The following is a 23657-nucleotide window of genomic DNA, read 5'->3' as shown; positions in this document are numbered from 1 at the left end:
GGCCTTACTCGTTGGAGCCGGCCTTTACGCCAGCAGTATCGTTATCCCCAAACCAGCCACCATATACCCGTTCTGCTCTGGCTTGTAGCAGGTGACGCTCTGCCTCCAGTTGTTGGGAGGCTAGCTGAATGCGAGTTTGCTCGGCCAAGATATTGGCCTGCTCAATCTGGATTCGAGCCTGTAGCTCGGATATCTCTTTGGGGTTAGTCGTCTGATTGATCTTGTCTTGCAGTGCATCCACATTGGCCAGACGTTGGGTCATGGAGTCGTAGGCTCGTTGACTCATGGCCTTGGCGGTCGCTTCGATGTTCAACGCCTTCTTTGAAAGTTCTGCACGATCCGCTTCAAAATTTACCGGAGCCATGACCGAGTCGGTAACGCGGCTAACGTCGCCATCCAGGCTTGAGCCGTTTGAGGGATCAAGTAGCCCTTGGGCATTCGAAGGCAGAGCTGAACGTAACTGGTCACGCATGTCAGGACTGCCGACTACATTTCCGAAACCACTGGATTGTGTGAATGCGGCGAGTTGGCTTTTGGCGGTGGCCAGCTGTTCGGTCAGATTCTTCAGTTGGTCTCTGGCAGTGAGCAATTGCTCCTGTAACTGCGCAATGGTGGCAGCATCGACCGTAGGGATGCCGCTAGCTTGGACAGGGTTTAAGAAAACGGCGGACAGGACGATGCCCGCCGCAAATGACTTGCAGCGTGTCATGGGAAATACTCCGGAGAATGCGCCTTCAGGCGCGAAGGTCAGGGTTTGGTACTGGCCTGCTTCGCAATGGCTTGGTAATCGGCTTCGGTCGTGCGATGCGCTTTCATCTGGCCCGACACAATGAGGTCAGCGCTTTCATCGTAGGCAACGCGTTTATCACCTACAGCCAGAATGTTGTCTGAATCATCCAGCTTGCCGGGTAGCTTGTGGAGTTGGTAGCCGCCACCAAAAGGGTCCTTGGTGACGAGCGTGAAGAGGAAGCTATCGCCGTTTCGGGTGATGTGGATGGCATCAGGGTCATACTTGCTATCCGACTTCCAATAACCAAGAAACTTTTCACCATCTGGTTCAGTCTTGCATCCGGCTACGATGGTCAGCAGCGCAGCGGCGCTAACAGTAGTGATGAAATGTCGTCGATTCATTGGGTTTCCTATGGTGAACGGTTGTTGGGGTGGGCCGGGCTGCGTTTGACTGCCGCCCAGGCATCGGTCACGCTGCAGACGTGCCCAGCCTTTGTAAGCCAGTCGGGCGCTTGTTTATGTTTCAGGATGTACCGACAAAGTACGCCCATGTCGTCATTCGGAGCAGGGATATGTTGGAGGCTGAATGGATTCATGAGCATAGGTCTGGCCCGTCTTGTTCGAGCTCCTGCTCCTGCCTTAGTATGGCTTGATCGAAGCGGACGCCGACCAAGTCAGCCACCCGTTGATACTCGGCGGAGCCAGGTGGGTGGCCGTTCACTTCGTGGATGTGTAGGCTGTAATATTTTTCTACACCTTGCTCAAAGTAAGCACGATCTTCGCGCGGATACGTGGAACGGAACCAGATGTTCGGGGTCATGCTGGGATCGGTGCTCGATGGTTCGGAAATTCCGTAATCCCTGCTATGGCGCACCAAGTCATCGGCATTGAAGGTGACGCGGTCGAGTTCGATGTCGTGGGTACTGCCTCCGCCTGCTTCCAGATCTGAAAGCGTCCAGCGTTCGCAGTGGATGGAAATGACAAATGCATCCTCTGGGGTGTCCGCCTCTGCGTCCGGACCGGAAAGTCCCAGACGGGCATAGAAGTCCTGACCTTTCGTTGCTTGCAAATCGTCGCGGGCCTGTGCTTGGCGCTGGTTGTGTTCAAGCGCTGCTAGCTGCTTTTCCCGATCATGAGGGTCTGGTTTCATAGGCTACCTTCTTATGAGATGGCGGTTAACTGGCGGGTTTGTTTGACGGTGTCCAGGTACACGGGTAGCCAGGCGGCCGGATCATGCCCGGCATGGGCCACGGCCTGCTCAGCTATCTCCGCCATGTCGGGGCTGCCAGAGAACACCAGCAATTCGTCTTCGCAGCCGGACAAGTCCAGTTGCGCGACCGTGACGCTTGAACCTTGCTTGACGAGAAATTTTCGGCTGGCCTCGCCCAAAGACTTCAACAGTTCGAATTCAGTGGGCGACAGGCCGAAGCCCTCGATGTAGTCGCGGGCCTTGGCTCTGGGATTGGGCAGCAGAATCAAGGTGGCTGTCTGCTGAACCAGGGAGGGGCCGACCGGGTTGTCCGTGATAGCCCCCGGCTCCTGGGTAGCGAAGGCCAGCACGCCGTTTTTCTTGCGGATGGTGCGGCTGGCATCTTGCATGTCTTCCTGAAAATGCCTGTCCTTTAATGGGTGCTGGCATTCGTCGTACAGATTGATGATGCGCCGGCCATCGTGCAAGGCATCAATGCGGTGCTTCAGATACATCGTGGCTGCGCCTCGTACTACGTCATCATCGAGTAGTTCGGTCAGATCAAATCCGAAGATGGCAGGGTCGCCCGTGTCGGTGGCTAGACTCAGTTCATCGGCAGGGTTATCGAACACCCAGCCGTATTCACCGCCCTGGCACCACGGAGCCAAGCGAGCATGAATGGTGCTTGTCGTGTCATCGTCGCTGTACGGGTTGGGCAGCAAGGTATTTAAGGTCGATAGCGTGCGGGCTTCCCGGTCGATCAGCGTGGTCAGCTGTTGCACGGCCTGCGTGATCTCGGCCTGCTGCCGTGTGGTGACCGCTTCGCCCCGGCGCTCGGCCAGGAATACGACCAGGCGCACCATGAAGGCGACGTTTCCTTTGGTGGGCTCCATCTGGAACGGATTCCAGCCTGTTGCTTCACCAAGTCGGATGTTGAAGTAGCGGCCCCCCAGCGCCATGATGAGCACCTGCATGCCCTGATCCTTGTCCCAGACAACACACGTTGCGCCAAACTTCTGCGCCTGGGTAAGCAGCATTCCCTGCAGCACGGTTTTACCCGTGCCGGTCATCCCAATGATCATGGTGTTGCCCGGACGACGCTTTCCGGTTTCGTCCAAGTCCTCAGTAGAGGCATGGAAGTTGAAGAAGAACGGGCTACCTGTCTGGGTTTTGAGCAGCGTGACCGCGGGCCCCCAGGGGTTGCCGACCGGTTTGCCAGTCAGCTGGTTATGCAGGCTGGAAAAGCACAGGAAGTTGAGCGATGTGATGGGCACCGGGCGTGGCCGCCAATGCCAGTTACCGGGCAGTTGCGCCCAGAACCCGGCTTCCAGCGCTCGATCCAGTGGCCGGAAGCCGACTGCCTCTTCGGCCAGCGCCGTGGCGGTCTGGGCCAAGGCCTGGCGCACCCCTTCAGCCGTGTCGCCATAAATCAGCATCGTGGCGTGATGGTCGCCCAGACCCAGGCGCGCTGACGTCAGGTCGTCCATGGCCTCAGTCAGTTGGGTGACCTGGCTGATCGAATCATCGCCGGAATCGACCAGCAGCTTGTGATGCTTCTTGACCAGCTTCTTGGCTGCGGCCCCAGTATGGCTGCCCCACGATTGGGTGAGCACGAATTCGTGCGGCAGGCCCAGTAGCCGATCCAGGTGTCCCGGTTTTGTCGCTTCCGGGTAGTCGCGCAGCTCCATCATGCCAAAGATGCGGGAGCTGGCGACGGTACGCAGTTCGCCCAATTCTCCATGGCGGCCAAAGATCGGTCTGGCGTAGGGCAGGGTGTCTCGCAAGCGTTCTCGGCTGATTGGTACGGGCCGGTGGGTACCGGAAAGCAGAAATCCAAGAAACTCGGCGGCTTCGCTGAAGGCAAAGCCCTTGCGAGCTACGATCCCCAGGGTTTGTGGATCGTAGCGGTAAAGGCCCGCGCTCAAGGCACGTATGATGCCGTTCAGGCGTTCGATGGATTCGGCTTGCCAGTGCGCAATGCGTTGCGCGTCGGCTTTTTCCAGACTGGCGAATGTGCCCAGTATCGGATCTTGTACCGGATGAATAAGCACCGTCAGGTATAGATCGTTGACCATCAGGCCCGAGGCATCGAACGTGGCGCGGTAGGCAGCATCGAATCGGGAGGCAAAAGGCTGCTTGAAAGTGCTGTCGGGATATTCCGTGACGCGGCGGCGCACGATGTGGGAGTACAGGCCAAGCGATCCCATGGGTAGGCCGCGTAGTACGTTATGCAGCGCTTCGATCCAATCTTTCAGCTCATCTTGTGCATAGGCATCCGGCGCGCGGCCTGTTACCTTTATGACCGCCAGGTATTCATGGTTGTCGCAGGCAATGATCTGGTCGGTGACATGGTGGGAGTAGGGCAGATAGCGCGAGACGCGCCGTTCGTCCACGGCCAGGGTGGTGGCAGCAGTCATGAAAACATCCTTTATTTGATGAGTGCGCGCCAGGGCCGACGCCGGTGATAGCCCTGCAGGGCGTAACTTGAGCCTCGCCAGAAGCGTTGGTTGCGATTGCGCCGCCGCGTTTTCAATTCGAGCCACAGCACATCCAGCGCTTTATCATCATCGCGGGTGAGAATGGCGAGCGTGGGTATGACGATGAAGAGCAAGCCCCACCAGGCCAGACCTGCCGTCATGGCGACTATGGCTACGCAGGTAAAGGCACCCAGTAATAGCTTGGTGGGAACGCCCATGAAGGTGGCCTTGCGGCCCAGTCCTCTAAAGACCGGATAGGTGTTGGTTGCCATGGCTTACCTCCAAAGCAACACAACCAGTTCGGCAACGGATCCGGCCAGCAGCACGCCAATGCCCCAACGAATGGCATCGTCTTTACGCATGACCTCTGCGGAATACAGTACAAAAATGATGACGCCGATGATGATGGCCGCAATGGGCAGGATGACATCCAGATTGTCTCGGAGGGTCTGCAATGTCGTTTGCGCTCGGGAAAGTCCGCCGATGGATTGTGCAAATGCAGCCTGATGGATACCGAACAGTAGTGCGGCTGTAGTCGGTTTACTGATGATCCGTAGGAAGGACATAGCGTTCTTGATGCGTGTCAGTAGAGACATGTAAAGACTCCTGCCCCTGGGGACCAAGTGGCGCAGGGGTGGTGGTTGGTAAGAAAAGGAATAAGCGCGGCCACGTTGGCCAAAAGTGCGTCAGGTGTCGGAGTTAGCGCTGCTTTCTGGCTCGTCGTCACGCGTTTGTGAAAAACCGTCGGTTGCCGGATTGGCGCTGAAACCGTCCGGTGCGCCTTCTGGTGGAGCCGGTGGTCCTTGATCGGGTTTCTGCGCTGGCTCTGCCGGCGTGGCCTTTGTCGCGGGCTCGGCCGTTTCGTTTTTCAACGGTGCCAAGGCAGGAACCTTGATCTTGGCTTGGGCCAGTACTTTGCCGACATAGCCATTGGTGAAACCACGCTTGAAATTGCCGGTGTTGTAGCAGGACAGTGCGGCGCGTAAGGCATGCTGCGGGTCCGTCTGTCGGGGTAGCGCTCTGGCATAGCACTCTGCCAGTACTGTCTGGGCAGCCGCCAAGTTGCGGCAGGGATCAAAGACGGTCTTGCTATCCAGATTCAACCACGCCCAGTTGCGAACATTGATCTGTCCCAGCCCGGCATCGAAGTCAATGCCTTGGTCAATGAGGCGATCAGCGACTGTGGTCGCTTCGGCCAAGGTTTGAGGTTGCCGTCGAAGGTGCTGGCCCTTGCGGTTGACGCCGATGGCGTACTGCTGGACTCGGGATTCATGACGAATCAGTGCATGCAGGGTGACTGGGTGGATGTTGGGCGCGCAGGTGAGGGCCAAGGCTGCTATTTCTGCGATCATGCCTGGCTCCTTCAGCGTCCACGCCGGTGTCTGGGATTCGTTAGGGAAAAATTCCAGCCTTTCGCCCATAACCCGCTATGGTCGGCATCCCATTTGGCTTGTGCCGCTTCGAATTCTTCGGCTTTGACCCAATGCCCGCCCATGGTTGGCCTGCCGACGTAGCGTACAGACAGCTCATACGTCCAGGCGTGATCGTTGTAAACGACACAATAGGTGGGTAGCTGGTCGAGTGTGACTGTAGGTAGCGGATGGACTTCGTAGACGGTCTGACCGCTGTCACCGCCGTATTCACGCTTGCGCCATTTGTACGCCGTATCGGCATAGGTTTGGTTCAAGAATTCCGCGTCGCATTTGCCAGCACCGCGTGATATGGCATCAATGCGCTCTGACATGCCTGAGTCGCCGGACGCGGGACACTGGGATAGAAAGGAACGTCTCGCTGAGACGGTAGCAGACCAGTCCAGGCCGTGCTTGTTGTACTTCCTGATGTCGAAGTAGTGGTCCAGGGATGGACTGCATTCGCCCGGTCGCAAGCTGGAAGACAGGCAGAGCGTTGCTTCGCAGGCTAGGCGGGGGACGCCCGTGAGCAGGTCAGCGGTGTCGGCAGCATGAGTGACAGGAGCCAGGACGCAGGCGAGCGCCAGCGCCCCAGCCCGCAAGGCGGGAAGGGTGTGCATGAAGATGTCTCCGGGAATGGGTACGGCAGGCCTTGGAACAGGCCGAGGACGAATCAGCGTTGACGCTGGAGATTCTGTTGGGCGATGGCGATTTGTTCAGGCTTGGCCATGGCCCGCAGCCTGTACGGCTATAGTCTTAGGCATGAGTCAGCATCAGATGGCCGACTGTCTCCGGTGTTTTACGCAGGCGAATTTCTATGTCATAGCCCAGGCGGTTCAGGCAGTCCATCAGCTTGCGCTCGGATAGATTTGAGAACTCACCGCGCAGCAGACTCGATACTTTGGGTTGTGTCAGACCCATGCGCTGTGCCGCTTCGACTTGGGTAAGTCCACGCTCCCGAATGGCTTTGGCGATTTCGGTAGTCAGCCCCGATTTGATCTGTAGCTTCTCGGCATCGGGTAGGCCGAGGTCTGCGAATACATTGCCCGAGCTGGCCTCGATTTCAACTCCTGCAACAATGCGTTTAGTCATTTTTTCAACTCCTGAGCAACGAGGGCGGCGGCTTTGAGGCGCTGGCGAATGATGTCCATATCTGGCTTGGGCGTTTCAATACCGCGCTTGCTCTTCTTTTGAAAGACATGCAGCACAAACACGGCCTCAGAGAACCGCACGGTGTAGACGGTTCGGTATGTGCTGCCGGAGTCGTCTTCGATGATCTCCAGTACACCTGCGCTGCCGAAGCCACTCAGCACCTTTACTGCTTCGTGCTGTTCACCTCGTTGGGCGGTATCAAGAACATGGCCAAAGAATTTCCGTACTGGCACAGGTAACGCCAGCAGATCTTTCTTGCTGCTACCAAGCCAAAAAAGCGGTTTTATAGGGGCAGGCTTCACGTTAATATACCATTTCAGGGATAGTTTGACTACGTCCAGTAAGAATCAGCGTTGATGCTGCAGTGTTTGTTGCGCGATGGCAATGTGTTCAGGCTTGGCCATGGCGCGCAGCAGATGGGCGGTTTCGATGGCGGCCAGACGGGTATCGCGCAGATGACCCAGGTCTGCCACGATCTGACGCAACAGCGTCAATTCTTCCTGCAGCATGTCATCGGCGGACAGTCGCCTCCTCATGTAATCCGAGAGGGACAGCCCTGAGAGAGCTGCCGCCTCGCCCAGACGAGCGGCATGGGAGGGAGTCACTCGGATGCGGATGACTTCAGAAAGGGACTCATTCATGGGTAGGTTCCTTGGGAGATACAGTCAGTCGTCACTTGAGCATTGCCACCAGATAGCAATGCCCTAAGTTTCGTCATGTCCCGACCCGTAGCGCAGGCCGTGGCCGATGACGGATGAATTGCAGTATGTTGTCCTCGGGCATAGGCATCTGCCCAACTTCCAGCTCATCCAGAAAGTCGGCCCATTGCTGCACCATCGTTTTGCGCTGGGCAATGAAGGCTGCGCGGTCATAACTGCTGCCGAGCTCTTCGTCTGAAGTGTGGGCCAGATGGCGTTCGATGACGTCGGGCTCCCAGCCCAGATGTTCGCGGATCATCGTGCGTGCTGTGGCGCGAAAGCCGTGACCGGTGATTTCTTCCTTCGTGTCATAGCCCATGGTGCGCAGCGCCGCGTTAATCGTGTTATCGCTGATGTAGCGGCTTTTCTCCGAGCGTCGTGACATGCTGCGGAACACGGGGCCGGTGGGGCCAGTCAATGGATATAGCTCCCGCAGAACTTCCAAGGCCTGGCGAGGTAGCGGTACGATGTGTGCCGGCGTGCGGCTATCCCGTTTTTGCCACTCACGCATCTTCATTTTCTCGGGCGGGCAGCGCCATAGTTCAACTTCAAAGTTGATGTCCTCCCAGTCAGCGAGCCGGATCTGGCCTGGCCGCTGAAACATCATGGGCGCAAGCCTCAATGCACATCGCGTGATGAAATGGCCGTGGTAGCTGCGAATATCGCGGAGCAGTTGTCCAAGTTGGGCAGGTTCGGTAATCGCTGCGAAATGCCGACTGCGTGGCGGTGGCAGGCCGCCGGTGTTCTTGTTGACGAAATTCTTGCTCGGCTCCAGCGCTCCCACGTCTACAGCGTATTGGTAGACGTGCTGAACGGCCTCGCGCACACGCTGGGCTGTTTCCAGATTGCCGCGATCCTTCGGACGATGCAGGCACCGGACAATTTCCGTGGGCAGAATCACCTCAATTGGTTTGTGTCCCACCCATGGGAAGATGTGGATTTCCAAATGTCGGATGACTTTCTGGGCGTAGTCCTCCGACCATTCCCGGTCTTTCTTGGCACTGGTGTGCCAGGCGCGGGCTAGTAACTCGAAGGTATGCAGACGAGCGATGCGCGCCAGCTCTTCCTGGTGCTCACGGACTTCTTTCGGGTCCAGGCCATTGGCTCGTTGACTGTTGGCTTCGTATGCCTTGGCTCGTGCCTGCGCGAGGGAAACTTCCGGGTATGGCCCCATCCCAAGTTTGATGGGCTTGCTATCCTTCATGTAACGGTAAATCCAGGCCTTACCCGTGGTTCGCACACGCAGGTACAGATTGTCCCCGTCATTCAGTAGGTATTCCTTCTGGCCAGGCTTGGCCGCTTTGATCTGTGTTTCGCTTAGTAAGCCCAAGACTTGTACCCCCAAAGGCTGTTTTTCACGAAACCATTGTGGGGTACAAACTGGGGTACAGACAAATGCGGGATATAGCGACGCGCAGTGAGACGTCCTGGGCGATGATTGTCGCCTAAGATATTGATATTTCTGCGTTTTGGGATGTTTTGAAGCGTGCTGGAACAGCAAGATGGTGGCCTGGGGCGGAATCGAACCACCGACACAAGGATTTTCAATCCTCTGCTCTACCGACTGAGCTACCAGGCCATCGAAAGGCGAAATAATACACGAAAATTAAAATGTGTGCTTTGCGCCACTGTTTTAACCCATATTTTGCCTGGACTTGAGCCAGCGCAAACGCCGGATTCGGTAAAAACCCTATAAGGCGACTATAATCGACCCCGATACAGGCGCTTGCGTCACCATATATAAAAAATTATGTCCGTCGACGTCTTAACTTTCGGTCTCAATCATGTCTCGGCCCCGGTTTCGGTGCGCGAGCGTGTGTCGTTTCCGCTCGACGTCCTGAAGCCTGCTCTCGATGGCCTGCGCTCCACGTTTGGCGCGTCGGTCAAGGAAGCCGCCATTCTTTCCACCTGTAATCGCACCGAAATCTACTGTGCGGCCGATCCGCAGGTGCAAGAGCACATTCCTACCTGGTTGGCCGACTTCAATCGGCTGGAAGCGGGCAGCCTGCAGCCTCATCTGTACCAGTATCAGCAGAATGACGCGGTGCGCCATGCGTTTCGCGTGGCCAGCGGGCTTGACTCCATGGTGCTGGGCGAGCCGCAGATACTTGGCCAGATGAAAGATGCGGTGCGTGCGGCCGAACAGGCAGGTTCGCTGGGTACTTTGCTGCATCAGCTGTTCCAGCGCACGTTCTCGGTTGCCAAAGAGGTTCGCTCGCAAACTGCCATTGGCGCTCACTCGGTGTCCATGGCGGCTGCTGCCGTCAGGTTGGCCGAGCGGGTGTTTGGTGATCTGTCCAAGTCCAGCGTGCTGTTCATAGGCGCGGGCGAAATGATAGAGCTCTGTGCCACGCACTTCGCTGCCCTGAAACCGCAGAATATGGTGGTGGCCAATCGCACGCTGGAGCGCGCCGATACGCTGGCGTCACGCTTTATGGCCAAGACCATGAAGCTGTCCGACATTCCCGAGCGATTATCCGATTTCGATGTCATTGTGTCCTGTACGGCAAGCTCCTTGCCCATCCTTGGTTTAGGGATGGTGGAAAGGGCTACGCGCTCGCGGCGTCATCGCCCCATGGTCATGGTCGATCTGGCGGTGCCGCGCGATATCGAATCCGAGGTCGGCCGCCTGGCCGACGTCTATCTGTATACCGTCGACGACCTGGGTCGCATGGTCCAAAGCGGCACCGATGCCCGCCGTGCGGCTGTGGTGCAGGCTGAAGCCATTATCGAAACACGAGTCCAGAATTTTATGCATTGGTTGCAGTCGCGCGAAATCGTGCCTGCCATCATCGATTTCCAGCAGGCTGCCGAACAGGTGCGCCAGAATGAGCTGGAACGTGCCCGCCGTCTGCTGGCGCGCGGAGAGTCTCCCGAGCAAGTGCTCGAACAATTGGCCCATGGCCTTACGCAAAAATACATGCACGGCCCGCTGGCTGCCCTGAATCGCAGCGCCAGCGACGAGCGTCAGCAGTTGCTGACGCTGCTGCCGCGCTTGCTGCCCACGACCGAACGCCGCCGTTAGCGACGCTGTGGCTGTATCAGTCCGGCCGCTATTTTGCGTTCTTTCCATCGTCTGACTCCCTTTTATATATGAAATCTTCCATGCGTGATCGGTTGGAGCAATTGGCTCACCGATTGATCGAAGTCGATGCCTTGTTGGCTGAACCCGAAATCGCCGGCGATATGGATCGCTACCGGAAAATCATGCGCGAGCGGGCAGAGCTCGAGCCTGTAGTGACGGTATTCAACGCTTTCCTGTCCACGGAAGGTGATATCGAAGTGGCGCAGGAAATGGTCTCTGATCCGGACATGCGTGCCATGGCCGAAGAAGAGCTGAAGCTGGGCAAGGAAAAGCTGGAGCAGCTTGAGTCCGAGCTTCAGGTCTTGCTGCTGCCGCGTGACCCCGATGACGGGCGCAGTGTTTTCCTGGAAATCAGGGCCGGCACAGGGGGCGATGAAAGTGCGCTGTTTGCCGGCGATCTACTGCGCATGTACACGCGTTTTGCTGAGAACAACAACTGGCGTGTCGAGCTTATGTCGGCCAGCGAGTCCGAGATTGGCGGTTACAAGGAAGTGATTGCCCGAGTGGATGGCGATGGTGTCTATGGCCGCCTGAAATTCGAGTCGGGCGCGCATCGGGTGCAGCGTGTGCCCGAGACCGAGACGCAGGGCCGCATCCATACTTCGGCCTGCACGGTAGCGGTACTGCCCGAGGCTGATGCGCAAAGCGACATTGTGATCAATCCTTCCGATCTGCGTATCGATACCTTTCGGGCGAGTGGCGCCGGCGGGCAGCATATTAACAAGACGGACTCGGCCGTGCGCGTAACGCACCTGCCGACCGGGCTGGTGGTGGAATGCCAGGACGACCGGTCCCAGCATCGCAACAAGGACAAGGCTTTGCAGGTGCTGGCTGCACGCCTGAAAGACAAGCAGCAGCAGGAACAGCACGATAAGGAAGCCGCACAGCGCAAGAGTCTGGTGGGCACGGGCGATCGTTCAGAGCGCATACGTACCTACAACTACCCTCAGGGGCGGGTCACGGATCACCGTATCAACCTTACGTTGTACAAGCTCGGTGCCATCATGGATGGCGATATGGATGAGTTGACCAACAGCTTGCTGGCCGAGCATCAGGCCGAGCAATTGGCTGCGCTGGGGCAGGATTAAGGCCGGCAGGCCTTAGGGGGGGCGGCAACATGGATAGCGTGCGCAGCATTTCTCAAGACAGCGGTTTGCCCCGGCTTGAGGCGCACATGCTTTGGCAGCACGTGTTGAACGTATCGCGCGCCAGGCTGATCGCTCACGATACAGATGCGCTCGCGCCAGAGGCGGTGGCCAGCTTCCGTGCACTTCAGGCGCGCCGTCTGTCGGGTGAGCCCATGGCTTATATCCTGGGTTACAAGGAATTCATGGGGCGAGAGTTCGAGGTAGGCCCGGGCACGCTGATTCCCCGACCAGACACCGAACTTCTGGTCGAGACTGCGTTAGACTATCTGCAGGATCGTTTGGCGCCGCTGGTTCTGGACATGGGCACGGGCACCGGAGCCATCGCGATTTCTGTTGCCCTGGGGGCCCCGAATGCCAAGGTGACAGCCACTGATGTCAGTGCCGATGCCTTGGCTGTTGCGCAGCGCAATGCGCAGAAATTGGGTGCCGAGGTCGAATTTTTGTCGGGGAGTTGGTACGATGCCCTGGTTGGTCATAGTGGTTTTGATCTGATCGTATCGAATCCGCCGTATATTGCCGCTGGCGATCCGCACCTGGAACAGGGTGATGTGCGGTTCGAACCCATGCTGGCATTATCCGACGGCGTCGACGGCTTGTCTGCACTGCGCACAATAGTGCAAGGGGCAGGGGCAAGGTTGAAACCGGGGGCAGCGCTGTTCCTTGAGCATGGCTGGGATCAGGCGTTAGCGGTACGGCAGTTGCTGCAGCAAGCCGGGTTTGCCCGCGTTGCCAGCCTGAAGGATTTGGCTGGCATAGAACGGGTGACCGGTGGTATTTATAATCAATGATGGCCAGCAGGCTATCAAACACTTTTTCCTGGAATCGAGAGCATCATGAGCGAAGTACAAGATTTTATTCGTGAAACTGTCACGGAGAACCCCGTAGTGCTATTTATGAAGGGCACTGCCCAGTTTCCGCAGTGCGGTTTTTCGGGTCGCGCCATACAGGTGCTGCAGGCGTCGGGCGTGACCAAGCTGGTTACCGTCAACGTGCTGGATGACGAAGAAGTGCGTCAGGGCATCAAGGAATACTCCAACTGGCCCACCATTCCCCAGTTGTACGTGGCCGGTGAATTCATCGGCGGTTCCGACATCATCGCCGAAATGCACGAAAACGGTGAGCTGGTAACCGTACTGAAAGAGGCTGGGGCACTTGCGTGACCAGCAAACGTCGGCTTGTCGTCGGGGTAACAGGTGCCACGGGTGCGATTTACGCCGTGCGCATGTTGCAGGTTTTGCGCGATGTTGCCGATGTTGAAACACACCTGGTGGTTTCTCCGCCGGGTGTGCTCAATATCAAGTACGAACTGCAGCTGACCCGTCAGGATATCCACGCACTGGCCGACAAGGTCTATAGCTTTCGTGATATCGGCGCTACGCTATCCAGCGGCGGCTTTGCCACGGCGGGCATGGTGGTTGTGCCATGCTCCATGCGTACGCTGGCGGCCGTGGCCCACGGCTTTTCCGACAACCTGATTACACGGGCAGCCGACGTTACGCTCAAAGAGCGGCGGCGCCTGGTCATGATGGTGCGCGAGACGCCTTTAAATCTGGCGCATCTGCGCAACATGACGGCCGTTACCGAAATGGGCGGCATTATCTTTCCACCGCTGCCGGCTTTTTATCATCATCCCAAAACGCTGGACGACATGGTGGACCACACCGTGGCGCGGGTGCTCGAGCTGTTCGATATCGAAGTGCCCGGCCCGCGCTGGAACGGCATAGACTGAATCGGGTCGGCCTGAGGCGGGTTCCTGGCAGGCGCAAGCGCCCGCCATTCATTCAGCTTCCTTCGTCCAGGGCAGGCCGCATGGTCTGGCCCGGAGCAGGTGTTGCGCCGGGCGCATGCCTCAGGGCGTCGACACCGCGCACATCGACGGGCGCCGCGTAACCCTCTTTATCGCGTCCGAAGTGCAGTACGGTTTGCGGGTAAGGCAGCTCTATGCCTGCTGCGTCGAAGCGTTGCTTGACCAGGCGATTGAATCCACGCTGTATGGCCCATTGGTTGCCCGGCGTGGTTTTGATCAGCACGCGTATGGTGAAGCCGCGCTCCGTCAGGCCGGTAACGCCGGGTATGGAGATTTCTTCCAGTACTTCGCGCGCCAGTTCGGGGTCCTGCATCAGGTCCTTGAAGGCCAGTTCCAGTTGCGCGATGGCTTCGTCCACGTTCTCGCGATGTGCAACGTTGTATTCCCCGTAATGGTAGCCATAGTCGCGAGTATGGTTGGTCAGCTTGTCTATGGTTGAAAACGGAATCAGGTGGTAACCGCCGTCCAGCGTACGTATGACGACTGAGCGTATGGTGATTTTTTCCACCGTACCGAAAATGCCGGCCAGTTCGACCACGTCGTTCTGGTTCATGCCGTTTTCCAGTTGTATGAATACACCCGTGATCACGTCCTGCACCAGCTTCTGTGCGCCAAAGCCTATGGCCAGGCCTGCAACGCCGGCACCGGCAATAAGTGGTCCGATATCTATGCCTATCTGCGACAGTGCGATCAGCGCGGTCATGGTAATGATCATGATTGCGGCGGCATTGCGAAACAGCATCAGCAAGGTTTTTTCCCGTTCGCTGGGTTTTCGTGTGCCCTTGGATGCGCCGAGTCTATGCTCGATCAGGCTGGCCAGCACAGTCCAGGTTGCAGCCGCCAGCAACAGGATAAACGCCACCCTGAATATCATCGCGATGGTGGCACGCCCGCTCGATGAATTGAGCCAGGCAAGCAGGTCGAACGCCTGCCAGGCGTCCAGCACCACCAAAGACACAGTGATGAATATCAGCAGGCGCAAGGTTTTCAGGGTAACGGGAACGTAAGAGTTGATGCGGTTTTCCAGCAATGGCAGCCTGCCGCGCCAATGGTCGGGCAATTGAACCCGGCGTGACATCAACGACGACAGTGCTGCCGCAAGGATCAGGCCTATCGCGATTGCGATCAGGGTTTGGGCGGTGGCGTGGATCATAAATGCCAAAGCTTGATCCTGTTCAGCCTGGGTCACGATGAGCAAGATGGTGAAGTAGGCCAAGGCAAGCAGATGCCACACTCGGCCGAGCACCTGCAGCAGCGTGCCGAATATGGCGGTAGAAGACTGCTCTGCCCGTGCGATAAGTGCGGTGCGTACTGTCTTGCGGTTTTTCCATACCACGCGCACGCCATAGATGTATACGCACAGCATCAGAATGAGGCCCAGGATCTTGCCGGCGGCAGGCAGGAAGACCGTTGCTGCCACTGGCACGGCAACCAGCATGCTGTAGCCGGTAAGGCCAATGAGAAGCGTCAGCCAGTGATTCCAGTAGTTGGCCGTTTCAGGCGCAAGCGGCAGCAGGCGCAGCTGATCGTAGCGAGTGGCAAATATGCCGCGAGAGATGGACTTGGCCACTTCTATCATCACAAAGGCGGTCAGGAACTGGAGCGACAGCAAGGCCGTATTCTCGCCCTGGCTGCTTGCCAGTGTGGTGGTCAGTACGTAGCCTGCCAGAGCGGCCAGCAAGGTGGCGGCCACATCGATCAGAAGGGCGGCGATCACGCCCAGTAATTTGCGTCCAATGGCCAGCGAGGCGAAACGATGGCGCCGAACGGATGTCACCAGTGGTGATGATGGCTCGGCGGCCGGTGCATTGGCTTTTTTGCTGTCGTGCAGTATCCATACATTCAGCCGCGCAAAGCCATACTGGGCCAGAGAGCGAAAAATAAAGTAGGCCAGCAACGTGCCAAGCACGGTGTAAAGCAACAGCTCGAGCGCAGGCAGGAAGGCATGCAGCCTGTTGCCTGGAACCGGTTGGCCGCTGATCGCGGCACGAACGGCGTGCATGGTGGCAGACAGGTCGTGCAATATGCTGGTGGTAAAGTTTTGCAGGCCGGCCGCCATGCGCTGCGACAGTGACAGGTTTTCGGGCTGGGCTACGGGTGCGGGCTGCGCGGCTGTGGCGGTGGGTGCAGGTGCCTGTCCGTCTTGTGGCGCCAGGTTGCGCAGTTGTTCGATCAGTTGATCGCGGGCCTGGTCATTTTCCAGCAGGTCAGCCAGCGCGCTGTAAGAGGGGGCACTGGCTGATGGTGCGTCGGCAGTCTGGGCAGTGGCACTTGAGGTGAGCGCCAGGCTGCAGAGCAAAAACAGAACGGCAAGTAAATGTGTGCAGAGGGTGTGAGAAATAGGCGTATGTCTGTTTCTTGGTGCCACTAGGCAGACTCCTTTTGCGTAGGTGGTGACGCGCCTGCGCGCCTGATTGTCGGGATGTCGTCGGATTCAAATCCTGGATGAAACGCGGGGGCGATGGGCTCGTCGTCGAACGCCTTGTCTCCGTTGTCGTCGCGCTGGCCAGTGGGTACAAGCCCGGCGAAGTCGAACAGGCTGGTGTCCATCAGGTGTGTGGGCACCACGCGTGACAGGGCGCCGAACACATTCCAGGAACGCCCGGGAAAGTGTCTGTCCCATTCTGTGATCATGCGGGAGACCTCTTTGCGTTTCAGGTTTTCTTGTGATCCGCACAGGTTGCAGGGAATGATGGGGAACTGCTTGAGCTGCGCGTACGCGATGATGTCTTTCTCGGGCACGTAGGCCAAAGGGCGAATCACAATGTGCTTGCCGTCATCGGACATCAGCTTGGGTGGCATGGCCTTCATGCGGCCACCATAGAACAGATTCAGAAAGAAGGTGCCCAGGATGTCGTCGCGGTGATGGCCCAATGCAATCTTGGTGGCCCCAAGCTCGGATGCCACGCGATACAAAATGCCGCGTCGCAGCCGCGAACACAGGGAACACGTGGTTTTGCCTTCGGGTATGACGCGGGTGACGATGGAATAGGTGTCCTGATTCTCGATATGGAAGGGCACGTCTATCGAACGCAGGTAGTCGGGCAGTACGTGCTCGGGAAAGCCTGGCTGTTTCTGGTCCAGGTTGACCGCAATGATGTCGAAATTGATGGGTGCGCGAGCCTTGAGCGTAAGCAGGACATCGAGCATGGTGTACGAATCTTTGCCGCCCGACAGGCACACCATGACCTTGTCACCGTCTTCTATCATGTTGAAGTCGGTAATCGCACGGCCTGTTTCACGTATCAGGCGCTTGGTCAGCTTGTTGTCATTGACGCGTTGTTTCTGCGCCTGGCGGCTGGCCTCGGCGGCGCCTTGTTCTGTGGTGACGGGAGATGAGATGTCGGCTTGCATGATGGTGGAAATTAAAAAATCAGCGGCTGCGCTGCAGCTCTATGCCCACGGCGGAGCAATCGGAAAAGGCCAGAGGTTTGCTGATGCGTATCTTGACGAACTGCACCAGCGGGAATTCATCGAGTATGCGCTGAACCACCCGTTCGCTGAGCGTTTCCAGCAAATTTACATGCGCATGCGTACACTCGTCGACGATGGCGTTGCGCAACAGGCGGTAGTCCAGTACAGATTGTATGTTCTGGTCATTTACTTCCTGGGTGATGTCAACGTCGAACTCTGCGTCGATGTGCAGGGGTTGGGTAGCGCGCAGCTCGTGCTCCAGGATGCCTATGCGTGCGTCGAGGGCGAGCTGGTTAAAGAAGATGCGTCGGGTGGGCATAAACGGGCCTTGTAGAATTGAGGGCATTGTAGTGCTTTAGCGCTGCAGCCGCCCACGCTCCTGGGCCGTGCGGGTGGTTTCCAAAAGTGATAAGAGGCAAATTGAAAGCAATATGAGTGCGGGCAACGGGAATTATGATGCAATTATTGTCGGGGGTGGGCCGGCCGGTGTTTCGTGCGCTGTCTGGCTCGCACGGCTGGGTTTTGCGCCGCTACTGATCGAGGCCGGCGATACGATAGGCGGACTGTGCCGGCACAATCCTTATAAGGATGACTGGAACGCAAGCCTGCCGGGCATGTCGGGAGTCCAGGTGGCTGATAACCTGGCACTCAGTCTGGCTCAGGCGAGTGTACAGACCTGGCTCTCGGGCAGGGTGGAAAGCGTGCAGCGCGTCCACGACGGCTTCGTTCTGAAAGGGTCTGCCTTTGCTGTGGCGCCGCGTGCACCTTATGTTGTGCTGGCTACCGGTGTACGGGCGCGCGGCCTGGGCTGCCTCTCTGATTTCGGTGGCACGGCCAAAGGCTTGCTGGTGGGGCCGGGGGCGCATGTGGTGGCGCAGGACTTTCGCGGCAAGCGCGTCGCCGTGCTGGGCGGAGGCGATAACGCCTTCGAGAATGCGTTATATGCGTTGGGGCGGGGCGCGGCCAGTGTGCAGGTCTATGCGCGCAGCTTGCGCGCCCAGAAGCAGTTTGTGCGACAAATGTCGCCCGATAGCATTACACATGGTTCCTATGTCGTGGATGCTCATGCCCTGACGGTCAACGACCAGGCTTACGATGTAATCATGGTGTTCTATGGCTGGGAGCCCTGTGTGGAATTCGCTGCAGACCTGGGTCTGCAGCGCAGTCGCCAGGGTTTTATTGCCACCGATATGCAAACCGCGCAAACCAGTTGCGCGGGTGTTTATGCCATCGGCGAGGTGGCGCAGCGCCAGCATCCCTGCGTGGTCACCGCGCTGGCCGATGGTGTCACGGCCGCCAAAGCCATACAGGCGCGCATAGAGGCGGCGGCCTGAGCCGCTCTGTTCGCGCCTGGCGGCTATGCCGGCAGACTCAGGCCTGTACAGTGTTTGAGGGCGTTTTACGCTCAAGCACGCACTCGTGCGTTCCGGGTGCAGCCAGCTTCACACGGAAAGCACGCAGTTCATCGCGCCGGAATACGTGCACGTCCACACTGTCCGCCGGTTGATAGGCGCCCAGCAGGCGATCTGCTGACGCAGCATCGCTCACCCTTAAGCCATTGATGGCAAGCACGATATCGCCCGCAGACAGGCCCGCAGCATGGGCGCTGCCGCCTTCATGAACGGTCGCAATTTGCGTCTCGCCATGCACGGTGCGCAGGCGCACATCCAGCGAGGGGGTCATCGAGGCCGCCTTCCAGTCCATTGAAATACCTTGCTGCGGCAGCAGTGCCTCGAGCGGCACGTCTTCACGGCCATAGGCATGGCGTTCAATGAACTCGGTGGTATCGACACCGGTGGCTTCCAGGATAAGGGCAGGCATGGCGTCTTCGGCGATGCCTGTGCCGCCACCCTGGTAAAAGTCGCGGCCATAACGCTGCCACATCAGGCGCATGACGTCATCCAGCGAGCGAGTATTCCCGGTGGCCTGGCGCACGGTGATATCCAGCCCCAGTGCGACCAGCGAGCCCTTGGTGTAGTAACTGACCAGCGCGTTCGGCGAGTTTTCATCTTGCTTGTAATAGCGGGTCCAGGCATCGAAAGAGCTTTCGGCCACACTTTGCTTGAGCCGGCCGGTGCCGCGTCGCACGTTTGCAATAACCTTGCCCAGCGTGCGCAGATAATCGCTTTCACTGATTACGCCCGAGCGCAGCAACATAAGGTCGTCGTAGTAAGACGTAAAGCCCTCAAAGACCCAAAGCAGTCCGGTGTGTGTGGCACGGCTAAGGTTGTAGGGAGCGAAAGCTGCGGGCTTGATGCGTTTGACGTTCCAGGTGTGGAAATATTCGTGGCTGACCAGGCCCAGAAAGTTTTGATAGCCTTCCGGTGCCTTGGTCTGACCGCGCGTGGGCAGGTCGCCGCGCGAAGTTACCAGGGCTGTCGATGCGCGGTGTTCCAGTCCGCCGTAACCATCGCCGGTAACCATGGTCATGAAAACATAGCGGTTGCTGCTGTCCAGAAATGGCACGCGTCGGCTTTCTGGCTCGAACATCTCGATCTGGGCGGCGCAAATCCTGGCGGTATCGGCAGCGATGCGTTCAAGGTCAAGTTCGGGAATTACGCCCGTGAACACCATTTCATGCTCGGCGCCGTGTGCCGTGAACTGCACAACCTGCGGTTGCCCCATTTCCACGGGGTGATCGATCAGTGCGTCGTAGTCTGGGGCAATGTACATGCCGTAGCCATGGCGTTGTGCCGCGCCTGGGTGTCCGGTTGCTTCGGGCAGGCTGGTGTATACCTTCCAGCTCTTGGTGTGCGGCGGCGGGCATAATTCCACATGGCAGGGCTCGTGTGTCTGGCCGTCGACGCTCAGGAACACGCAGCTTCCGTTAAAGAAGGCATGTGTTTCATCGACGTGTGCGCCGCGAACCGACAGGTCCCATGCGTATACGGTGTATTCGAGCTCGAGCGGGCCGGAACAAGGTGCGCAGAGCCAGCTGTGGCTGTCCGTCTTGGAGACTGCAACAGCTTGCCCATTGCAGTATGCATGCAGGGTTTCTATCTGGCGTGAAAAGTCACGGATGAGGTAGCTGCCTGGAATCCAGGCCGGCATGGAAAGTACCTGTCCGCCGGGATTCGGGTTGTTTATGGTCAGCTTGACCGTCAGTCGATGACCTGCCGGGTCAAAAGGCGTTACGCTATAGAGTAAATTTTCTTTTTTCATACCACTATATTACTTTGCAACAAGGAGACGGCATGAATGCGCCATTGGTAAAAGTTGAGGTTATAGGTCGTGTAGGCTTGCTTACGCTTGACCGGCCCAAGGCATTGAACGCACTGAGCAACGAGGTCATGGATGAGCTTGCCGCAGCGCTGCAGGCATTTGATGCCGACGAAAACATTGGCGCCATCGTGCTTACCGGTAGCGAAAAAGCGTTCGCGGCCGGTGCAGATATCGGTGCCATGCAGGGCTGGTCCTATATGGACGTCTACAAGAACGACTACCTGGGCGGTCAATGGGACAGCCCCCGGCGTATCCGCAAGCCTGTGATTGCCGCAGTGGCGGGCTACGCCCTGGGTGGTGGTTGTGAACTGGCCATGCTGTGCGACTTCATCATTGCTGCCGACAATGCCAAGTTCGGCCAGCCCGAGATCAAACTGGGCGTCATCCCGGGCTATGGCGGCACGCAGCGCCTGCCGCGTGCCATCAGCAAGGCCAAAGCTATGGATCTGGTCCTGACTGCCCGTATGATGGATGCCGAAGAAGCAGAACGCGCAGGCCTGGTTTCCCGCGTTGTACCGCTTGAGCGTCTGATGGACGAGGCGATCGAGGCCGCCACCATCATTGCTTCTATGTCGCTGCCTTCGGTCATCATGGCCAAAGAGTGCGTCAATATGGCCTACGAAGGCTCGCTGAACGATACGCTCATGTTCGAGCGCCGCAACTTCCATGCGCTGTTTGCGACAGAGGATCAGAAGGAAGGCATGAAAGCTTTCGTCGAGAAACGCAAGCCCGATTTCAAGCATAGATAAGGCGCGTTCTCGTTCGCGCACAAGTTCTTCCGGTCAAGCACGGCCGGAAGAATATTGTGTTGCGATCGCACAAATTTATGGCACCCGACAAGTAAAAAGTCAGCTGACAAGTTGCTTACAGTTGAAAAATAAAGCTATACTCTATGAGTTTGCCGCTCCAAGAGTCTTCCTGATACAGGAACTTGTAAGGCGGTGATCCAGATTTTGTTGACCACAACGACGGCGGTCTTTCCGGCAATGAATCCAGACTATGCTCCGGGTGGCACAGATGTTCCCCGGCTCGTACTGACAGATCAGGATCGTGTGGCCATTACCCGGCGCGCAAGCAGTGGCATTATGCGTACGCTTGCTGCCCAGGCAGTCATGCTGGTAGTGGCCGTGCTGTGCTCCTGGTTGGTGGCGGGCGGTGCTGCAGCGGTTTCAGCCTTTATTGGCGCCGCTGCATATTTTGTGCCCAACGCATTGTTTGCCTTGCGATTGCTGCTGGGTTTGTTCGGTCCGCTTAAGTCCAGTCCGCTGACTTTTTTTGTGGGCGAAGCGTTCAAGCTGGGTTCCGCAGTATTGGTGCTGGGGCTGGCTGCGTGGCTGGGTAACGACTGGCTGGTATGGCCCGCAGTGTTGTTCGGGTTGTTATGTGTTTTAAAGGGTTATGTGCTGTTGCTGTTGTTTCGCAAACTGCCATAGCCACAAGTTAATTCCAGTAGCCTGCGGGCTCTGATTCAAGCATACAGGATAAGGTTACAGATGGCTGCTGCTAGCAATATTTCGCCCCAGTCTGAGTACATTCAACACCATTTGGTTCACATGAACAGCGTTGGTGAAAAGCAGTCTGCCATCGCTGACTTTGGTGTTGTCAATTTCGACTCCTTGTTCTGGTCCATACTTATGGGCTTGATCGTTGTGTTTTTCCTGTGGCGTGCGGCCAAAAGCGTCACTGCAGGGGTCCCGGGTCGTTTTCAGACCTCGGTTGAAATGCTCGTCGATATGGTCGAAGAGCAAGCCAAAAGCATTGTTCCCAATGAAACCTCCCGCCGATTTGTATCGCCGCTGGCCCTGACCGTGTTCCTGTGGATCATCCTCATGAACGTACTCGACCTGGTGCCTGTCGACTTCCTGGCATGGGTGTTCAAAATGACAGGTCTGGGTGCCGAGCATGGCGATTTCCTCTATTACCATCGTATTCTGCCTACGGCCGACCTGAACGTGCCTATGGGCATGTCGCTGGGTGTGCTGCTCCTGATGTTCTACTACGGCATCAAAATCAAGCACCCCGGTGGTTTTGTCAAAGAACTGTTTACCGCGCCCTTCCATGCGCCCGGTATTGCCGGTCTGTTCCTGGCACCCTTCAACTTTCTTTTGAACTGCATCGAGTACGCCGCCAAGTCGGTGTCGCTGGGCATGCGGTTGTTCGGCAACATGTTTGCCGGCGAACTCATCTTCATGCTGATTGCCTTGCTGGGCGGCGCATGGACCGGATTTAATGGTGCAAGCTTAGGCTTGGGTATTGGGCATGTTCTGGCAGGATCCATGTGGGCCATCTTCCACATTCTGATCGTGCTGTTGCAGGCGTTTATCTTCATGATGCTGACTCTCGTCTATGTGGGTCAGGCTCACGAAGGCCATTAATAGTTTTCGGTCTGGGCGGTAAGTCCAGCCGGGGTGCAAGATTTTCTTGCGATGCAGTTTTTTGACTTTTTGATTACACGGTTTTTAACCAAGGAGTTGTTATGACCAACGTTGCTTTCGTTGCTCTAGCTTGCGGTATTATTATTGGTCTTGGCGCTATCGGTGCTTGCATTGGTATCGCTATCATGGGTGGTAAATATCTGGAAGCTTCGGCTCGCCAGCCTGAGCTGATGAACGCTTTGCAAACCAAGATGTTCCTGTTGGCTGGTCTTATCGACGCTGCATTCCTGATCGGTGTTGGTATTGCCATGTTGTTTGCATTCGCCAATCCGTTTGTCGGATAAGCATTGCAGCTCGCCTCCCGGCGGGTTAAGCAGCTACGAGCCGGCTTTCTCGCTGGTTCGCGGCTTGGACATCCAGTGTCATGCAGCAGGGCTGCCTGGCACCCGTGGTATTAAAGGGAAACGACCGTGAATTTAAACGCGACTCTCTTTTTTCAGATGATCGTGTTTTTCGTGCTTGGCTGGTTTACGATGAAATTCGTATGGCCGCCACTCACGAAAGCAATGGATGATCGTCGCCAGAAAATCGCCGACGGCCTTGCCGCCGCCGATAAGGGCAAGGCCGATCTGGCCCAGGCCCAGGCACGCATCAGCCTGATCGAGGCATCTGCAAAAACAGAAAACCATGCTCGCATGGTCGAAGCCGAGAAGCAGGCTGCCGCTATTCTGGACCAGGCTCGCCGTGAAGCGGAAGCCGAGAAAGCGCGCATTGTGGCACAGGCTCAGCAAGACGCAGCCCAAGAGGCGCAGCGTATCCGTGAAAGCCTGCGCAACGATGTAGCCGTCCTTGCGGTTAAAGGCGCCGAGCAGATTCTCAAACGAGAAGTCGACGCACAGGCACACGCCGAGCTGTTGGACCAGCTCAAGGCGCAACTCTAAACTCAGGGCAG

At 57.5% G+C, this 23657-nt stretch carries 27 protein-coding genes and 1 tRNA gene; 11 read left to right on the top strand and 17 right to left on the bottom strand.

Annotated features, from left to right (window positions below):
* Positions 1-4: 4 nt before the first annotated feature.
* From LKR43_RS13350 to LKR43_RS13290, 13 genes are all read right to left on the bottom strand, one after another.
* Positions 5-709: a type IV secretion system protein gene (locus LKR43_RS13350; protein ID WP_137237427.1), complete on the bottom strand. Its 705-nt coding sequence runs from the start codon at positions 707-709 to the stop codon at positions 5-7.
* A gap of 38 nt (positions 710-747) precedes the next feature.
* On the bottom strand, positions 748-1131 hold the full coding sequence (locus LKR43_RS13345; RefSeq protein ID WP_137237428.1) for a hypothetical protein: 384 nt from the start codon (positions 1129-1131) through the stop codon (positions 748-750).
* 190 nt (positions 1132-1321) lie between these two features.
* A complete protein-coding gene (locus LKR43_RS13340; RefSeq protein WP_137237429.1) occupies positions 1322-1879 on the bottom strand; it encodes a hypothetical protein in 558 nt (185 codons plus the stop codon).
* An 11-nt stretch (positions 1880-1890) separates the two neighbouring features.
* Entirely contained in the window at positions 1891-4335 is a 2445-nt protein-coding gene (locus LKR43_RS13335; protein WP_137237430.1) for a VirB4 family type IV secretion/conjugal transfer ATPase, read from the bottom strand.
* 11 nt (positions 4336-4346) lie between these two features.
* On the bottom strand, positions 4347-4667 hold the full coding sequence (locus LKR43_RS13330) for a type IV secretion system protein VirB3 (protein WP_102070982.1): 321 nt from the start codon (positions 4665-4667) through the stop codon (positions 4347-4349).
* A gap of 3 nt (positions 4668-4670) precedes the next feature.
* Positions 4671-4991 (bottom strand): TrbC/VirB2 family protein, encoded by a 321-nt coding sequence (locus LKR43_RS13325; RefSeq protein WP_137237431.1) that lies wholly within the window; start codon positions 4989-4991, stop codon positions 4671-4673.
* Between the two features lie 90 nt (positions 4992-5081).
* Positions 5082-5747 (bottom strand): lytic transglycosylase domain-containing protein, encoded by a 666-nt coding sequence (locus tag LKR43_RS13320; protein ID WP_130008179.1) that lies wholly within the window; start codon positions 5745-5747, stop codon positions 5082-5084.
* Positions 5748-5758: 11 nt separating this feature from the next.
* Positions 5759-6424, bottom strand: coding sequence for a TrbM/KikA/MpfK family conjugal transfer protein (locus LKR43_RS13315; RefSeq protein ID WP_130008178.1), 666 nt, complete (start codon positions 6422-6424; stop codon positions 5759-5761).
* 136 nt (positions 6425-6560) lie between these two features.
* The gene (locus LKR43_RS13310; protein ID WP_129968209.1) at positions 6561-6896 is read right to left on the bottom strand and encodes a helix-turn-helix domain-containing protein; all 336 of its coding nucleotides are present in this window, start codon (positions 6894-6896) and stop codon (positions 6561-6563) included.
* The gene (locus LKR43_RS13305) at positions 6893-7258 is read right to left on the bottom strand and encodes a type II toxin-antitoxin system RelE/ParE family toxin (RefSeq protein ID WP_170977026.1); all 366 of its coding nucleotides are present in this window, start codon (positions 7256-7258) and stop codon (positions 6893-6895) included. The genes LKR43_RS13310 and LKR43_RS13305 overlap by 4 nt, the downstream gene beginning before the upstream one ends.
* Before the next feature lie 45 nt (positions 7259-7303).
* The gene (locus LKR43_RS13300) at positions 7304-7597 is read right to left on the bottom strand and encodes a hypothetical protein (RefSeq protein WP_113933113.1); all 294 of its coding nucleotides are present in this window, start codon (positions 7595-7597) and stop codon (positions 7304-7306) included.
* A 73-nt stretch (positions 7598-7670) separates the two neighbouring features.
* Entirely contained in the window at positions 7671-8984 is a 1314-nt protein-coding gene (locus tag LKR43_RS13295; RefSeq protein WP_167670768.1) for an integrase arm-type DNA-binding domain-containing protein, read from the bottom strand.
* 173 nt (positions 8985-9157) lie between these two features.
* Positions 9158-9233 (bottom strand) — tRNA-Phe (locus tag LKR43_RS13290).
* 171 nt (positions 9234-9404) lie between these two features.
* Between LKR43_RS13290 and hemA the strand changes: the two genes are divergently transcribed.
* The 5 genes from hemA to LKR43_RS13265 all read left to right on the top strand — a co-directional run bounded on the left by hemA (position 9405) and on the right by LKR43_RS13265 (position 13616).
* Entirely contained in the window at positions 9405-10679 is a 1275-nt protein-coding gene (gene hemA / locus LKR43_RS13285; protein ID WP_227684543.1) for a glutamyl-tRNA reductase, read from the top strand.
* Positions 10680-10747: 68 nt separating this feature from the next.
* The gene (gene prfA, locus LKR43_RS13280; protein ID WP_227684542.1) at positions 10748-11827 is read left to right on the top strand and encodes a peptide chain release factor 1; all 1080 of its coding nucleotides are present in this window, start codon (positions 10748-10750) and stop codon (positions 11825-11827) included.
* Between the two features lie 29 nt (positions 11828-11856).
* Positions 11857-12675 (top strand): peptide chain release factor N(5)-glutamine methyltransferase, encoded by an 819-nt coding sequence (prmC, locus tag LKR43_RS13275; RefSeq protein ID WP_227684541.1) that lies wholly within the window; start codon positions 11857-11859, stop codon positions 12673-12675.
* 45 nt (positions 12676-12720) lie between these two features.
* A complete protein-coding gene (gene grxD, locus LKR43_RS13270) occupies positions 12721-13047 on the top strand; it encodes a Grx4 family monothiol glutaredoxin (protein ID WP_227684540.1) in 327 nt (108 codons plus the stop codon).
* Positions 13044-13616, top strand: a complete 573-nt coding sequence (locus LKR43_RS13265; protein WP_227684539.1) for a UbiX family flavin prenyltransferase — start codon at positions 13044-13046, stop codon at positions 13614-13616. Before grxD ends, LKR43_RS13265 begins: the two co-directional genes overlap by 4 nt.
* A gap of 52 nt (positions 13617-13668) precedes the next feature.
* Here the strand turns inward: LKR43_RS13265 and LKR43_RS13260 are convergent, their stop codons facing one another.
* The 3 genes from LKR43_RS13260 to folB all read right to left on the bottom strand — a co-directional run bounded on the left by LKR43_RS13260 (position 13669) and on the right by folB (position 17427).
* Entirely contained in the window at positions 13669-15993 is a 2325-nt protein-coding gene (locus LKR43_RS13260; protein ID WP_227684538.1) for a mechanosensitive ion channel domain-containing protein, read from the bottom strand.
* Between the two features lie 68 nt (positions 15994-16061).
* A complete protein-coding gene (gene ttcA, locus LKR43_RS13255) occupies positions 16062-17048 on the bottom strand; it encodes a tRNA 2-thiocytidine(32) synthetase TtcA (protein ID WP_227684537.1) in 987 nt (328 codons plus the stop codon).
* Between the two features lie 19 nt (positions 17049-17067).
* Positions 17068-17427, bottom strand: a complete 360-nt coding sequence (gene folB, locus LKR43_RS13250) for a dihydroneopterin aldolase (protein WP_227684536.1) — start codon at positions 17425-17427, stop codon at positions 17068-17070.
* 112 nt (positions 17428-17539) lie between these two features.
* Here folB and LKR43_RS13245 point away from each other — a divergent pair, with 112 nt between their 5' ends.
* A complete protein-coding gene (locus LKR43_RS13245; protein WP_227684535.1) occupies positions 17540-18442 on the top strand; it encodes an NAD(P)/FAD-dependent oxidoreductase in 903 nt (300 codons plus the stop codon).
* Between the two features lie 37 nt (positions 18443-18479).
* Here the strand turns inward: LKR43_RS13245 and LKR43_RS13240 are convergent, their stop codons facing one another.
* Complete coding sequence (locus LKR43_RS13240; RefSeq protein WP_227684534.1) at positions 18480-20270, bottom strand: M61 family metallopeptidase; 1791 nt, start codon at positions 20268-20270, stop codon at positions 18480-18482.
* Between the two features lie 32 nt (positions 20271-20302).
* Between LKR43_RS13240 and LKR43_RS13235 the strand changes: the two genes are divergently transcribed.
* From LKR43_RS13235 to LKR43_RS13215, 5 genes are all read left to right on the top strand, one after another.
* On the top strand, positions 20303-21079 hold the full coding sequence (locus tag LKR43_RS13235; protein ID WP_227684533.1) for an enoyl-CoA hydratase: 777 nt from the start codon (positions 20303-20305) through the stop codon (positions 21077-21079).
* Between the two features lie 237 nt (positions 21080-21316).
* The gene (locus tag LKR43_RS13230; protein ID WP_227684532.1) at positions 21317-21763 is read left to right on the top strand and encodes an ATP synthase subunit I; all 447 of its coding nucleotides are present in this window, start codon (positions 21317-21319) and stop codon (positions 21761-21763) included.
* 60 nt (positions 21764-21823) lie between these two features.
* Complete coding sequence (gene atpB, locus LKR43_RS13225; protein WP_227684531.1) at positions 21824-22705, top strand: F0F1 ATP synthase subunit A; 882 nt, start codon at positions 21824-21826, stop codon at positions 22703-22705.
* A gap of 101 nt (positions 22706-22806) precedes the next feature.
* On the top strand, positions 22807-23049 hold the full coding sequence (gene atpE / locus LKR43_RS13220; protein ID WP_013743507.1) for a F0F1 ATP synthase subunit C: 243 nt from the start codon (positions 22807-22809) through the stop codon (positions 23047-23049).
* Positions 23050-23175: 126 nt separating this feature from the next.
* On the top strand, positions 23176-23646 hold the full coding sequence (locus tag LKR43_RS13215) for a F0F1 ATP synthase subunit B (RefSeq protein WP_227684530.1): 471 nt from the start codon (positions 23176-23178) through the stop codon (positions 23644-23646).
* The last annotated feature ends 11 nt before the right edge of the window (positions 23647-23657 follow it).

Source organism: Pusillimonas sp. MFBS29 (assembly GCF_020687695.1).
Classification (GTDB): Bacteria; Pseudomonadota; Gammaproteobacteria; order Burkholderiales; family Burkholderiaceae_B; genus Pusillimonas_C.
Note: the sequence above shows the minus strand (reverse complement) of the source record. Positions and strands in the feature narration are given on the sequence as shown.